This is a genomic window from Kordia algicida OT-1 (genome assembly GCF_000154725.1).
GTDB classification, from domain to species: domain Bacteria; phylum Bacteroidota; class Bacteroidia; order Flavobacteriales; family Flavobacteriaceae; genus Kordia; species Kordia algicida.
In genome coordinates this window covers 2,591,925-2,604,667 of sequence record NZ_DS544873.1, presented here as the reverse complement: position 1 = coordinate 2,604,667, position 12,743 = coordinate 2,591,925, and the positions used below count along the sequence as shown (strand labels likewise).

Here is a 12,743-nt window from a genome sequence, read left to right as displayed (position 1 = left end):
ATTGCAAATTTACAAACTTTCTGCATTGTTTCGTGCTTTATTTGCTTCTAAGATAAGATAAAATTGAATTCCGAATAATATTGTGGCTAAAACGATGTGTATGGTTTGTGTTCCAAACGGGAAATCGAAGTAATACATGGCAATTCCCGAAATGATTTCTAATACCAATAAAATCATTACCCAATTCACTTTTTTGAAACCTAATTGTAGTTTTTTGAAATGATAAAATAACCAAACATTAACCAACAAAACAACAACCGAAAATGATCGATGCACATAAAAATCCAACTCAGGAGTTGCCAACCATAAGGATTTGCTTTCTTCTCCAAGTGTGTGAATTTGCTCGTCTACAAACTGTCGTACTTGTGTTCCGAGTACAATTTGAATGAGCGTTAATACAATAGAAACGTATAGTAATTTTGTAAAGATTCCGTCTTTTTTGTGTGTCCTTACTTTTGTGGAAGTCGCATGTACAATGTACAATAAGGCGGCAACAATAACGAGTGCCATTATCATGTGAATGGTAATTTTAAACGGCGCCAAGTTTGAATCGACTACCGTTTTTCCCAACCAAGCTTGGAATCCCATACCTAAAACCGTAAATAACGAAAGTAGTGTGATGATTTTCTTTTCGCGCCAATACCAACATGAACCAATTAACAATACTAATGTTGCCAATCCCGCTAGTGCACCAAACAAGCGATTGATGTATTCTACCCACGTATGAAACGCGTTAAAAATAGCATAATCATGTTTGGTATACGGTTCCCAGTTTTCAGCGTTAAAACTTGTGGTTGTGGTAAAATCTTCTTTGGCAACTTGCAGAGCTTCATCGACAATAATGACCATTCCATCTTCATAAAAATGATTTGGGTGCCATTGTAGTTGTGCTTCTTCCGTTGGCGGAATGTAATATCCAAAACATTTTGGCCAATCTGGGCAACCCATTCCACTTCCTGTCATTCGAACCACTGCGCCCGCAATAATAACAAGGTATACAAGAATTAATGTGACTTTGGCAATGGTGTTGAAATGCTTTTTCATTTTTCGGTATTTTCTACTAATCCTAATTCTTTTCCTTTAACAATCATATACGCATGTGCCGCTTCGTATTCGTTCGGAATTTCGCCTTCTAAAATGGCTTCTTTGATTGCATCTTTAATAATTCCGATTTCTCGGGAAGGTTTCAAGTTGAACGTTTCCATAATTTCTTCCCCAGAAACTGGCGGCTGAAAATTACGCACTTGATCGCGTTCTTCAACTTCCACAATTTTTTCACGAACAATTTTAAAGTTGTTATGATATCTTTCAAACTTCCTTGGGTTTTTCGTGGTGATATCTGCTTCGCAAAGAGTCATTAAATCTTCTACATGATCGCTAGCATCAAATACCAAACGTCTTACAGCAGAATCGGTGACGCCATCTTGCGAAAGTACAATTGGTCGCGAACTCATCATGACTAATTTTTGCACATATTTTACTTTTTCATTCAGTGGCATGTGCAAACGCTTGAACAGTTTGTGTACCATTTTTCCACCAACAAATTCATGTCCGTGAAATGTCCAACCTACTTTTTTGCTAAAACGTTTTGTTGGTGCTTTTCCGATGTCGTGTAGCAATGCTGCCCAGCGCAACCAAACATTGTCGGTATGCGGACAGATATTGTCAACGACTTCCAATGTGTGATAAAAATTGTCTTTATGTTTTTGTCCTTCAATTTCATCAATTCCTTTTAAGGCTGATAATTCAGGCAAAATGTATGGTAGTAGTTTTGTTTTTTCTAATAGAATAAATCCAATAGAAGGTTTGTTGCTCATTAGAATTTTATTCAGCTCAACAACAATACGTTCTTTTGAAATAATTTTGATTCGATCTGAATTTCTAGTGATCGCTTCTAACGAAACTGGATCAATTTTAAAATCTAACTGTGTAGCAAAGCGTATGGCGCGCATCATTCGCAATGGATCATCTGAATAGGTAATATCTGGATCTAATGGTGTAACGATTCGCTTATTCTTTAAATCTTCTAAGCCACCAAACGGATCAAGCAAATCTCCAAAAGTTTTTTCGTTTAAACTCAACGCCATGGCATTGATAGAAAAGTCACGACGATTTTGGTCATCTTGCAATGTGCCATTTTCTACCGCAGGATTTCTACTGCCGCGTTCGTAACTTTCTTTTCGTGCACCGACAAATTCTACTTCAATTTCTTTGGTTTTTACCATGGCAGTTCCATAGTTTTTAAAAACCTGTACTTTGGGTTTGTTCGGTAGGAGTGAAGCTACTTTTTTGGCAAGCTCGATGCCACTTCCTACAGCTACAACGTCAATATCTTTAGCATCGCCACGTTTTAGGAGAAAATCACGTACAAAACCACCAATTACATAGGTTTCTAGTTGTAATTCTGTTGCTGCTTTGGAAATGGTTGAAAATATATCGAGTTGTAAAGCTTCTTTGTAATTCATGCGGTACTGTAATTGGACTGCAAATTTACGAATGTTTTCGATATTTTTTAGTCACGAATTCACGAATTGTTTTTTGTTTACTGTTGCGTTTGAATATTCACGAATTGATTTCGATTGCTGTTTTGTGTATGCTGAGTTTGGACTTTGGATAGAAGATTGACTTAGTTTCTTTTCTTTTAGTCACGAATTCACGAATTGATTTTTTGAGCTTACTGTTGTGTTTGAATGTTCACGAATTGTTTCGATTGCTGTCTTGTGCATGCTGAGTTTAGGCTTTGGAGTTAAGAGTATTTTAAGTTTTTTAGTTTGACTTGATGATTTTTTTAAGAGTAGAAACTAAAAATTAGTGAATTCGTGGTAAGAGTTTTGATTCACGATTTAAAAATCAATGCAAGAATTTATTTTGTTTCAACCATTTTTATTTTTAAGTTATTTTACAAATTCTCTAAGAGTTTTGGTAAATGTTCTTTGATAATCAATCAAAAATTCGTGAATTTATGGTAAGAGTTTTGTTTTAAATTTTACAAAACAACTCTACGATGATCTAGTAATTCTTCGTGAAAATTTGCTAAAATAGCAAGTTTACATTTTGAGACTTTTAAATAGTTGAGACATTGCCCAAAATGTTTTTCATGTAAGTTTGTTACTGTTTTTACTTCCAGAATTATTTTATTGAAAACGACAAAATCTGCATAAAATTTATGTTTTAGAATGATATCTCTATAGGCAACATCATATTGTTTTTCTCTTTCAAAAGGAATATCTAAAAGCTTGAATTCATACTCTAAAGCGTCTTTGTAAACTATTTCTGAAAAACCACTTCCTAAGTTGTTATAGACATTAAATAACGCACCAATAATTTGATAGCTTTCTTTTTTGTGAATAATATTTGCCATAATTTATAACCTTACAGTGTAACATTATAAATGTAATCAACTATTAGAATAATCTCTGAAAAAGTTTATAAGCGTATGTTATGATTCCTGGGTAACGAAGCTAAAATATCAAATTAGTAATGTTAAATTTTGAATTATTATTCAAAGTACGAAACAGGTTAAAAAGAAGCAGATTGCTTCACTGCGTTCGCAATGACGTTTTGAATCAGGTATTTGGTGTTAGGAATTAGTGTTGTAACAAGTACAGTTTAAAGTCATGATGAATGAATCCACAGAAAACGAAAAATCTAAGTTTAAGAGTTTATAAGTTTAATGGTTTATGTTTTGATTTATAAACTAACACAAACATTTTCCAAACAACTGTTACATCGAGTATAGCCGAGATGAAATAACAAAAAACAAACAACGAATAATAAAAACTAACTTCTAATGATCTTAATTTCTCCGTTTGATCGCAATTGAATGATCGTAGAAGGTTTTACCGCTTTTTTATCATCTTTTAAATTGACAATATAATCGACATTGGTTTTGATTTCATTGCTGATTTCATCAAAAGATTTCGGTGTCGGTTGTCCGCTAATATTCGCAGAAGTAGAAACAATTGGTCGTTTGAATTTACGAATGAGTTTTTGACAAAATTTATCATCAGGAATACGAATAGCAAGTGTATTATCGGCAGCGACTAAGTTTTTGGCAATTCCTACAGGATTATCGTAAATAATGGTCGTTGGTCTGTTGGCAGCTTCCAGCAAGTCGTATGTAACATCAGGAATGTTTTCTACATAACGTTCCAACATACGAATATCACTGACCAAACAAATTAACGCTTTGCTTTCTTCACGATTTTTGAGTTGGTAAATTTTAGCAACAGCTTCCGAATTTGTCGCATCGCAACCCAATCCCCAAACCGTATCCGTAGGATATAAAATGGTGTTTCCCAATTGCAGTTCGTCAAAAGTTTTTTGAATTTCTTCCGTCATGATTCAAATCGAATTTGCTGTTTTTGTTTCAATGATTCTGACAAATGCGCACCTTTCCACACCAATGAAAGCATAAACCATTTTTTGGGTTTGATGAGAAAACTCAAACAATAGTAGCTTCTGATGAACAAATATTTTGCATAGGAATAGTTTTTCTTAATGACATATAAATGCGAAATCATTCCTTCTTTGCTGATCGCTTTGGAAACGCCTGTACTCACACCTTGATAATGCAATATTTTTGCTTCGGGCACTAATACACTTGTGTAACCTTCTTTGCGTAAGCGAAAACAAATGTCCATTTCTTCAAAATAGAGAAAGATATTTGTGTCAAATCCGCCCACTTTTTCAAAAGCTTCACGTCTAAAAAACATAAAAGCGCCGTTGACAAAATTAACAGAAACGGGTTCGGTGTATTCCTTTTTTCGTTTTGGAAATTGCTTGCTCCAATTTTTCTCAAGAAAACTACGTCCTAAGAGTAATTTTCGAATGCCTTTGTCGTGATCGAACGAAATAACATGTTGGTGATGTTCATCAAAATTTTGCGCAGTCGTTACACCAACTTTCGGATTGTTTTCCATGTGCAAATGCAAAATAGACAAACAATCGTTGAGCAACATGGCGTCATTGTTTAGGAATAAAATATATTTCCCATTGGTAAATTGCGCACCAAACATATTTCCGCCTCCAAAACCAGTGTTAATCACGCTTTTGTGAAGTAAAACATGCTCGTGCGTTGGAAAGTTTTTTTCCAAATGTGAAACATCTTCAGGGTTGGAATTATTGTCCACAACTACAATTTCATACGACAGTGATTTGTCTGTAAATTTAATGACAGATTCCACACATTCTAGTGTGTACTTTGCCGTGTTGTAATTGATGATAACAATAGAAATATCCTTCATAAACGTAGTTGTTGCGCAAAATTACATAATTTTCTATTGAATTTTATACTTTTGCCAAAACACAAATCGTAATTATGGGAATTCGTTCAAAATTTAAAAAATACCTTTTACACAAAAGATTACCGATAGAAACCTACGAACCTATCAAAAAGTCAAAGCCAGAAAAAATCAAGGAAATGGTAACGGCTTGGGCAGGTTTGGAATTGATTATCGAAGATATTTTGGAGCGTTTTGACATTGGTCGTGATTCTTGTATTGAGTTTGGTGTGGAATTCGGCTATTCTGCGGTTGTTTTTTCTAACTTTTTTAAAGAAGTAAAAGGAATTGATATTTTCATCGGAGACGAACATACCGATCATAAAGGCGATCATTATGAAAAGACAAAAGCGTCTTTGGCTGAGTATGAAAATATTGAATTAATAAGGTCGGATTACCGCGATTGGATAAAGAAAGACACGAAACAATATAACTTCTCGCATGTAGATATTGTTCATAATTACAAAGAAACCTACGAATGCGGATTGTGGGCGGCACAACATAGCGAATGTACTATTTTTCACGACACGGAGAGTTTCCCAGAAGTGCGTCGCGCCGTGATTGATATTGCGAAGGCTACAGGAAAGCATGTATATAACTATCCACACTGCAACGGATTGGGAATTATAGTGTAATTTCAATTGAAACCTTCCAAGAAAATACTCATTATTGCACCTTTTGCGTTTGGATATACCGCGCATATTCAAAAGGCTTTGCAACAATATGCACACGTTGATGCACAGATTTTATATTTGGATAAACCTGCATTTCAATATAAAAATACACTTCATAAAGCACGAAATTTTTTTTCGAAATTGTTTTTAGGAAAGAATTTGAAAAAGACGTTTGTAACCGATCGTATCAAGGTATCACTGACGAAACTCGGCAAACAAGATGAAATTTTTATCATTCGTCCTGATATGTTGTCGGATGATTTGCTGAAATTCATCAAAAGCAAAACACAAAAAATTATTGCGTATTATTACGATAGTACACGTCGTTTTCCGCGAAAGGTAGACATTATTCCGATGTTTGATAAAGTCTATAGTTACGATCGTTTAGATGTTTCTAAATATAACTTATCATTTTTGACGAATTATATTTTTGAAGAAAGCAATCATGCCGAATTGGACTATCAATTTTTTAATATTTCTACGAATGATTACCGCTTTCCACTGATTGAAAATTTAGCAAAATACCTCAAAGAGAAAAATTGGTCATATAATATTCAGGTGTATAACGGAAGCGACATGCCTGCGGAATACGTGGAGATTATTACAACGCAAAAATCGATTCAAGAAGTTTCTGAATTGATACAAAAAGCCAAGATTATTGTGGAAATTCAACGAACCGAACAAGTTGGTTTGTCTTTCCGAATCTTTGAAGCTTTGGGACATCACAAAAAGCTCATCACTACAAATAAAGATATTGTGAATTATGATTTTTACGATCCGCAAAACATTTTGGTGGTTGATGAACATACTATTGAAATTCCGGCAGATTTCGTGACTTCACTGTATAAAAACATCGATGAGGCCATTCTTGCTAAATATAAAATTGAAAATTGGGTAAAACATATTTTTGAGTTGTAATGAAAGCTTTCAATAATCACGCAGCTGCTTTCTGAATTACGTTTTCCAATTCTTTAAATGCTTTCTCTTGCGATCCTTTTAGCAACGCTTGTTTGATAAAACCAGCAACGATTTCAATGATATTTCTTCGCGCTTTTACACTTTTTCCAAAATACGCATGCAACATTTTATTTGGAATGATGTGATTGATTTTTACTGTATTATCATTCACAAAAAATAATTTAATAGCATGCATTCCGCTTTTCTTTATAAGAATACATTCTGCTAATTGTCCTTTTGCATCTGTTCGTTGTTCCCAAATATCATACTCTTTTGTGCATTCAAAATCTGATTCCGATTCTAAAAAAAGATATAATTTGTCTAAAGAATTGTAGTTGTTTTTAATTGCAATTAAGTTTTCCATTTTAGTGATGTTTTAGGGTGTTTCGAATTCATTAATATGGAAGCAAATAAACTTGTTTCAATCCTGAAAAAAAACTGTTAATAGTGACGTTTTATAAAAACTCAGCGTAAAAGAATGAGCGTTATTGGTCTAAAATAGAAGAAGTTTGCTATGATAAAGTTGTTTTTTAAATCTTAAAAAATGAACTTAAAACCCAAGCAACCTACGATACACGTCTTCATATTGTTTGGCAGTTGCATTCCAATCAAAGCTTTGTGCACGTTTGATGTATGCGTTTTCGTAAGTTTCTCGGTTGGTTTCAAATGTGTGCATTCCGTTCTCTACAACTTGCGCCATATATTTTGGATCATAATGTTCCCAAAAAAAAGCATGTTCGCCACCAATTTCTGGTAATGAAGTATTGTGTGATAAAAATACGGGTTTTCCAAAACGCATGGCTTCAATTGGTGGAATTCCAAAACCTTCTCGTAAGGATGGAAATACAAAAGCAGCGCAATTTTGCAGATAATACTGTTTGTCTAAATCGCCAATTTTTCCTGTAATGATGACACGATCTTGTAAGTTGTGTTTTTGAATGGTTGCTGCGAGTTTTCCATCGGCATAAGCTGTATTGTTATTTCCCGAAAGAATTAAATTAAAGTCAGGCAATAAAGCTAACATTTCCACTAACGTGTGAAAGTTTTTCCGTGGTGTAAATTCGCCAATACTAAACAAATATGGTTTTTTTGAAATCTGTTTCGGCTGATGATTTTCAGGAAGCGTCACTTCACGAATTGGATTTCCGTTGTAAATCACGTATTCAGGAACGTTTGGCACGTCAAAATACTTGTGTGTTGAAGCTTTGGCAAAGTTTGAAATATACGTGATAGCGTGACTTCTTTCTAGTTTTTCACGAAAACGAACATTGCGTTCATGATCCATGTCGCTTGATTCTTCTTCTATAAAATTTACATCGTGAACTGTCAACAAATACGGGATGTTATGATAAGGTTCAATCTTAATATTTTGGTTCAGTGAATGCCACAAATCGTACTTTTTACGAATGCGCAATAGCGGATAGCGACGAAAAGATTGATACTTTTTATAATCAAAATAATTTCCAAATTCGTCTTTTAATTTGCTGAGGTTTTTCGCGTGAAGCGTCATTTTAAAATCGTCAATTTCTGCCTGATACAATCCTTTTATCAAATGATAATTGAATTGCCCAAAGCCAAAATGTAAATTTTTAATATTGTGTGATTCTAAAAAAACGTTCTTCATCTACTAATCTATTTTTCGGTACATTGTCCACAATTGTAAATAGCGTTTAAATACTGAAAATGCATGGACATAACATAAAATAAAACCTTCTTTTCCGTCTAAAATTCCCAAACGTAAAAAGTATTGATGTACAAAACGATACCACGGACGAAAAAAGAAATGATACGCATTTGGACGTACATTTTTTTTGTACAATGCTGCTGCTTGCAAACGACTATACTGACTCAATTTTTCGTTGTAATTGTCAAAACTTTTATACGTTTGATGTGCAACTGCATGTTGAAGTTTTCCAATCTTTTCGGTAGTTTCAATAGTTTCATGTACAGGTTTTCCGTTGTAACGACAGTATTTTTTGTGAAACAATCGTACGGAAATATCTGTTTGAAATCCACTGTATTTCATTCGTTTTCCCATAAAGTGGAAATCACGTTTTACATGATATGCTTTTTCAGAAGTAGAGGAATTTACAGTGGCTATAATTTCATCTGCCAACGCTTTTGGTACTTCTTCATCCAAATCAAAAAAAGTAATCCAATCGTGTGATGCTTGATCGATGGCAAAATTTTTCTGCGAAGAAAAATCGTCAAATTTTCGTTGAAGCAGTGTAACATTGTGCTTTTTGGCAAGTTCGACAGTGTTGTCCGTACTAAACGAATCTACAATAATAATTTCGTCCGCAAAGGAAAGTTGCGCAATATATTTTTCAATATTATCTTCTTCGTTATACGTAATCGCTAAAGCACTAATTTTGGTATTCATATAAAAATGAAGCTACTTTTTACTTTGAAAAGTCTGTTGTTGCGACAAAAGTAATGATTTTAGGATGAATAAAGGATTTAAGAATAATTTCAATAAAAGATTGTTATTTTTGAAGCATTCAATAAACAAGTCATGCCAAAACTTCCCATTTTAATGTATCACGCCGTTACGACTAAAGTTTCTGAAAGTATCGGATTGACGATTGCTACAGAAAATTTAGAAGCGCAATTCCGTTATTTAAAAGAAAACGGCTATACAAGTTTGCATTTTGGTGACTTGCAACAAATGAAATCTCCCTCAGATTTTCCTGAAAAAGCGGTCATCATTACGTTTGATGATGTGTATGTAAATCAATTAGAATTGGCGTATCCGTTATTGCAAAAATATGGTTTGAAAGCTTGTTTTTACATTCCGTTTCAATATGTTGATGGTGTTGATGAATGGAATACAGGCAAGATAAAACTCATGTCAGTTGACCAACTGAAAAGTATGGATGAAGCCACAATCGAACTTGGTTTGCATTCGTTCTCACATAAAAAATACGATGAACTTTCAGAAGCAACAATCAACGAAGATTTTGAAAAATGTAAAGCATTTATTGTTGAAAATCAATTGAATGTAAGTAATGTGTTGGCGTATCCGTATGGAAAATATCCTCGGAAAAATCCGGCGCAACAAACATTTTTTGAAACACTCCATAAACACAAAGTTGCTTTTGGATTGCGTATTGGAAATCGAGTGAATAAATATCCTTTTAAGAATAATTATGAAGTGCAACGATTGGACATCAAAGGAGAAGATTCTTTAAAGAAATTTAAATCTAAATTGCGTCGTGGGAAATCGTTTTTTTCTAACACGAAAAGTTTAAGAAATAACAGATGAACATATTCAAAAATATTTTAGGAGTTTTAGTTATTAGTTGTGTTATCGGTTGTAATTCCTCATCAAAAGAAAAAACAGCGACCATATATAAAGATGTAAAAATCGTTAGCGCGATGAAAAATGTGATGTGGAAAGGCGAGTTACAAGGAAAGATCAATTTAGATACGATTGCTGATAAAAACGGATTGTACGGAATTGGACCTGTGAGTTATCTTTCGGGCGAACTTTTAATTAATAATGGTAACAGTTATGTGTCTAAAGTAACTTCTGATACTACCATGATTGTTGAAAAGGATTTCAAAGTAACAGCACCTTTTTTCGTGTATGCAAACGTCACTGAATGGACTCAAATTGAATTGCCATCAAACATCAAAACGGTCAAAGATATTGAAGCTTTCGTCGATGAAAAAACGAAAACTTTTAAGCGTCCGTTTGCGTTCAAACTTGCAGGAACACTCAAAACGGCAACGATTCACATTCAAAATCTACCGAAAGGTACAAAAGTTAGCTCGCCAACAGAAGCACATCAAGGACAAGTAAACTATCAACTTGAAAATGAAGAAGTAGAAATTATCGGTTTCTTTTCTACCGAACACAAAGGAATTTTTACACATCACGATGCTAACATACATTTACACCTCATCACAAAAAACGAAGATAAAATGGGACATTTGGATGCTGTTACGATTGATAAAATGACGTTGTTTTTGCCAAAAAAGTAATATTTTTTCAAATTCAAGACAAAAGAGTTCTTAGGGAAGAACTCTTTTGGTAGTAATAAAAAAGGGGTAATGTATTTTCGAAAAATACACTACTCAAAACTACGACAAATCGTTGCTCAACTCTTTTTTTTTAGATAAATGAAAGGGATTTTGTAGACGAATAGTACGAAAATGACTGTGTCTATTTTATTTGATTCCTTTTTTAAGTAAGATCAATTTTACGTAACGCGAAAAAACGCCATACGCGTTAATACCAGCAACAGCCAAACCTGGAACGCCATCCATAAAACCGCGTTTTACAATATACTCATGGAAAAAACGGTACATCGGTTTAAAAGCCAAATGGAAATACGTCGCTTTTTTGCCTTTTTCTAACATGCGTTCTGCCTGAAACCACGCGTATTTATCTTTCTTGCTGATGTAATGCATCAAACCTTTGTACGTATAATGCAACACTTTATTTTTAAGCTTTCCAACAGTTCCATCTACAATCAATTTTTCGTGCACATTTCCTTCAAAATGACACTTTTCACGTACTACCAAACGCGTCACATCATTATTGTGATAATACAAAAAACGATTCATGTAAAAATGTGGGAAATTCAATTTATACGCCGTGTGTTTTCCAGAATTCATTGCGGTAATAATCTCTTTTTGAAGCTGATAGGTAATGCGTTCATCGCCATCTAAAAACAACACCCAATCGCACGTAGCAAATTGCAATGCATGATTTTTTTGATTGGAAAAATTATCAAACTTCCTCGAAATTACTTTGCAACCATGCGCTTCTGCAATGGCAACAGTTTCATCGCTACTCAGCGAATCAATCACAATAATTTCATCCGCAAATTGCACAGAATACAACGCATCTTTCAGATACAGCGCTTCGTTATACGTAGGAATAATGACTGATAATGTTGGCATGATAAATTTAAAACGCAAACTTACTAAAAAACTTTATCTTTGCAGTCTGTATGACAACAATAGACACTTCCATCATTATAAGCACGTACAACTCTCCTGAGTGGTTGGCGAAAGTTTTACACGGATACAACAATCAAACTTATCGCTTGTTTGAAATCGTCATTGCCGACGATGGTTCAAAGCAAGAAACCATTGATTTGATTGAAGAAATCAGCAAAGAAGTCTTTTATCCAATTGTGCATGTTTGGCATGAAGATAATGGCTTTCAGAAATCGCAAATTCTCAACAAAGCCATTGTAAAATGTAGCACGCCGTATATTATTATGTCGGATGGCGACTGTATTCCGCGAGCCGATTTTGTAGAACATCATGTAAAGCATCGTGAAGAAGGTTTTTTCCTTTCGGGAGGATACTTTATGCTTCCAATGAATATTTCCAAACTCATTACAAAAGAAGATATTTATGAAGGCAATTGTTTTGATGTTGCATGGTTGAAAAAACACGGTTTGAAAGCATCGTTTAAGAATAATAAACTGACTTCCGCAGGTTTGAAATCACGCTTTTTAAATGCAATCACACCTACAAATGCAAGTTGGAACGGACATAATGCTTCTGGTTGGAAAGAAGATATTGTTGCGATAAATGGTTTTGACGAACGCATGCAATATGGCGGACAAGATCGTGAACTCGGAGAACGTTTATTCAACTACGGATTAAAAAGTAAACAAATTCGCTACAGCGCCGTTTGTATACATTTAGATCATCCGAGAGGTTATAAAAATCAAGAATCGATTGATAAAAATCTTGCTATTAGAAAAACGACAAAAGACGAAAACAGAAAGTGGACAGATTTTGGAATCGTCAAATCTTAAATCTTGTTTGAAACGAATTAACACATTTTCAAATCCACAAATTATAA

14 protein-coding genes are annotated in these 12,743 nt (G+C 34.1%); 5 read left to right on the top strand and 9 right to left on the bottom strand.

The features are described from left to right. Nucleotides 1–9: 9 nt before the first annotated feature. The 5 genes from KAOT1_RS11010 to KAOT1_RS10990 form a co-directional block, all read right to left on the bottom strand. Nucleotides 10–1,044, bottom strand: a complete 1,035-nt coding sequence (locus tag KAOT1_RS11010) for a COX15/CtaA family protein (RefSeq protein WP_007094886.1) — start codon at nt 1,042–1,044, stop codon at nt 10–12. After that, nucleotides 1,041–2,465 carry a CCA tRNA nucleotidyltransferase gene (locus KAOT1_RS11005; RefSeq protein WP_007094885.1) on the bottom strand — a complete coding sequence of 475 codons (1,425 nt, stop codon included), beginning with the start codon at nt 2,463–2,465 and terminating at the stop codon, nt 1,041–1,043. Before KAOT1_RS11005 ends, KAOT1_RS11010 begins: the two co-directional genes overlap by 4 nt. Before the next feature lie 521 nt (nt 2,466–2,986). Continuing rightward, nucleotides 2,987–3,361: a GxxExxY protein gene (locus KAOT1_RS11000; RefSeq protein WP_007094884.1), complete on the bottom strand. Its 375-nt coding sequence runs from the start codon at nt 3,359–3,361 to the stop codon at nt 2,987–2,989. 419 nt (nt 3,362–3,780) lie between these two features. Continuing rightward, nucleotides 3,781–4,341, bottom strand: a complete 561-nt coding sequence (locus KAOT1_RS10995) for an L-threonylcarbamoyladenylate synthase (RefSeq protein ID WP_007094883.1) — start codon at nt 4,339–4,341, stop codon at nt 3,781–3,783. Further along, nucleotides 4,338–5,246, bottom strand: a complete 909-nt coding sequence (locus KAOT1_RS10990) for a glycosyltransferase family 2 protein (RefSeq protein ID WP_007094882.1) — start codon at nt 5,244–5,246, stop codon at nt 4,338–4,340. The genes KAOT1_RS10995 and KAOT1_RS10990 overlap by 4 nt, the downstream gene beginning before the upstream one ends. Before the next feature lie 74 nt (nt 5,247–5,320). Here KAOT1_RS10990 and KAOT1_RS10985 point away from each other — a divergent pair, with 74 nt between their 5' ends. Next, nucleotides 5,321–5,917 carry a class I SAM-dependent methyltransferase gene (locus KAOT1_RS10985; protein WP_007094881.1) on the top strand — a complete coding sequence of 199 codons (597 nt, stop codon included), beginning with the start codon at nt 5,321–5,323 and terminating at the stop codon, nt 5,915–5,917. A 6-nt stretch (nt 5,918–5,923) separates the two neighbouring features. Next, a complete protein-coding gene (locus KAOT1_RS21995) occupies nt 5,924–6,874 on the top strand; it encodes a hypothetical protein (RefSeq protein ID WP_007094880.1) in 951 nt (316 codons plus the stop codon). Between the two features lie 16 nt (nt 6,875–6,890). Here KAOT1_RS21995 and KAOT1_RS10975 read toward each other — a convergent pair whose 3' ends face one another. The 3 genes from KAOT1_RS10975 to KAOT1_RS10965 all read right to left on the bottom strand — a co-directional run bounded on the left by KAOT1_RS10975 (nt 6,891) and on the right by KAOT1_RS10965 (nt 9,296). After that, nucleotides 6,891–7,277, bottom strand: coding sequence for a hypothetical protein (locus KAOT1_RS10975; RefSeq protein ID WP_007094879.1), 387 nt, complete (start codon nt 7,275–7,277; stop codon nt 6,891–6,893). 186 nt (nt 7,278–7,463) lie between these two features. Then, nucleotides 7,464–8,537: a glycosyltransferase family 4 protein gene (locus tag KAOT1_RS10970; RefSeq protein ID WP_007094878.1), complete on the bottom strand. Its 1,074-nt coding sequence runs from the start codon at nt 8,535–8,537 to the stop codon at nt 7,464–7,466. Between the two features lie 3 nt (nt 8,538–8,540). Beyond that, nucleotides 8,541–9,296: a glycosyltransferase family 2 protein gene (locus KAOT1_RS10965; protein WP_007094877.1), complete on the bottom strand. Its 756-nt coding sequence runs from the start codon at nt 9,294–9,296 to the stop codon at nt 8,541–8,543. 132 nt (nt 9,297–9,428) lie between these two features. Here KAOT1_RS10965 and KAOT1_RS10960 point away from each other — a divergent pair, with 132 nt between their 5' ends. Continuing rightward, nucleotides 9,429–10,178: a polysaccharide deacetylase family protein gene (locus KAOT1_RS10960; RefSeq protein WP_007094876.1), complete on the top strand. Its 750-nt coding sequence runs from the start codon at nt 9,429–9,431 to the stop codon at nt 10,176–10,178. Beyond that, entirely contained in the window at nt 10,175–10,900 is a 726-nt protein-coding gene (locus KAOT1_RS10955) for an acetolactate decarboxylase (RefSeq protein WP_007094875.1), read from the top strand. Before KAOT1_RS10960 ends, KAOT1_RS10955 begins: the two co-directional genes overlap by 4 nt. 186 nt (nt 10,901–11,086) lie before the next feature. Here KAOT1_RS10955 and KAOT1_RS10950 read toward each other — a convergent pair whose 3' ends face one another. Next, the gene (locus tag KAOT1_RS10950) at nt 11,087–11,824 is read right to left on the bottom strand and encodes a glycosyltransferase family 2 protein (RefSeq protein WP_007094874.1); all 738 of its coding nucleotides are present in this window, start codon (nt 11,822–11,824) and stop codon (nt 11,087–11,089) included. Nucleotides 11,825–11,874: 50 nt separating this feature from the next. Here KAOT1_RS10950 and KAOT1_RS10945 point away from each other — a divergent pair, with 50 nt between their 5' ends. Further along, nucleotides 11,875–12,696 (top strand): glycosyltransferase family 2 protein, encoded by an 822-nt coding sequence (locus tag KAOT1_RS10945; RefSeq protein WP_007094873.1) that lies wholly within the window; start codon nt 11,875–11,877, stop codon nt 12,694–12,696. The last annotated feature ends 47 nt before the right edge of the window (nt 12,697–12,743 follow it).

Coding starts and splice junctions, on each gene's coding strand:
- KAOT1_RS11010 (WP_007094886.1), bottom strand. CDS start 1,044: ATGAAAAAGCATTTCAACACCATTGCCAAAGTCACATTAATTCTTGTA.
- KAOT1_RS11005 (WP_007094885.1), bottom strand. CDS start 2,465: ATGAATTACAAAGAAGCTTTACAACTCGATATATTTTCAACCATTTCC.
- KAOT1_RS11000 (WP_007094884.1), bottom strand. CDS start 3,361: ATGGCAAATATTATTCACAAAAAAGAAAGCTATCAAATTATTGGTGCG.
- KAOT1_RS10995 (WP_007094883.1), bottom strand. CDS start 4,341: ATGACGGAAGAAATTCAAAAAACTTTTGACGAACTGCAATTGGGAAAC.
- KAOT1_RS10990 (WP_007094882.1), bottom strand. CDS start 5,246: ATGAAGGATATTTCTATTGTTATCATCAATTACAACACGGCAAAGTAC.
- KAOT1_RS10985 (WP_007094881.1), top strand. CDS start 5,321: ATGGGAATTCGTTCAAAATTTAAAAAATACCTTTTACACAAAAGATTA.
- KAOT1_RS10975 (WP_007094879.1), bottom strand. CDS start 7,277: ATGGAAAACTTAATTGCAATTAAAAACAACTACAATTCTTTAGACAAA.
- KAOT1_RS10970 (WP_007094878.1), bottom strand. CDS start 8,537: ATGAAGAACGTTTTTTTAGAATCACACAATATTAAAAATTTACATTTT.
- KAOT1_RS10965 (WP_007094877.1), bottom strand. CDS start 9,296: ATGAATACCAAAATTAGTGCTTTAGCGATTACGTATAACGAAGAAGAT.
- KAOT1_RS10960 (WP_007094876.1), top strand. CDS start 9,429: ATGCCAAAACTTCCCATTTTAATGTATCACGCCGTTACGACTAAAGTT.
- KAOT1_RS10955 (WP_007094875.1), top strand. CDS start 10,175: ATGAACATATTCAAAAATATTTTAGGAGTTTTAGTTATTAGTTGTGTT.
- KAOT1_RS10950 (WP_007094874.1), bottom strand. CDS start 11,824: ATGCCAACATTATCAGTCATTATTCCTACGTATAACGAAGCGCTGTAT.
- KAOT1_RS10945 (WP_007094873.1), top strand. CDS start 11,875: ATGACAACAATAGACACTTCCATCATTATAAGCACGTACAACTCTCCT.